Genomic DNA, 255 nt, shown 5'->3' with positions numbered 1-255 from the left:
GACGCGGGTTATGGAAACGACGCGGCGTTTCGTGCCAACGTTGGCGAACTCGGCCTGCAATACGCCGTGGGCATCCAGTCGAGCACACGCGTGTGGCCACCGGGCCTTGCCCCACTGCCGGCTGTACCTTCAATCGGCAAGGTTGGCCGAACTCGAAGCCTGCAACGTCGGGTACCGGGACATGATCCAGTCGCTGTCAAGGACCTAGCACTAGCGCTCGATCCATCTTGCTATAACACCGTTTCGTGGCGCGAA

The 255-nt window shown here is 61.2% G+C and carries 1 protein-coding gene; it reads left to right on the top strand.

Going from position 1 to position 255, the window contains the following annotated elements:
- On the top strand, positions 1–255 hold a 255-nt coding region (locus tag ACRXB1_RS37850), incomplete at both ends, for a transposase (RefSeq protein WP_449494992.1).

The organism is Caballeronia sp. M23-90 (assembly GCF_053574605.1).
Note: the sequence above shows the minus strand (reverse complement) of the source record. Positions and strands in the feature narration are given on the sequence as shown.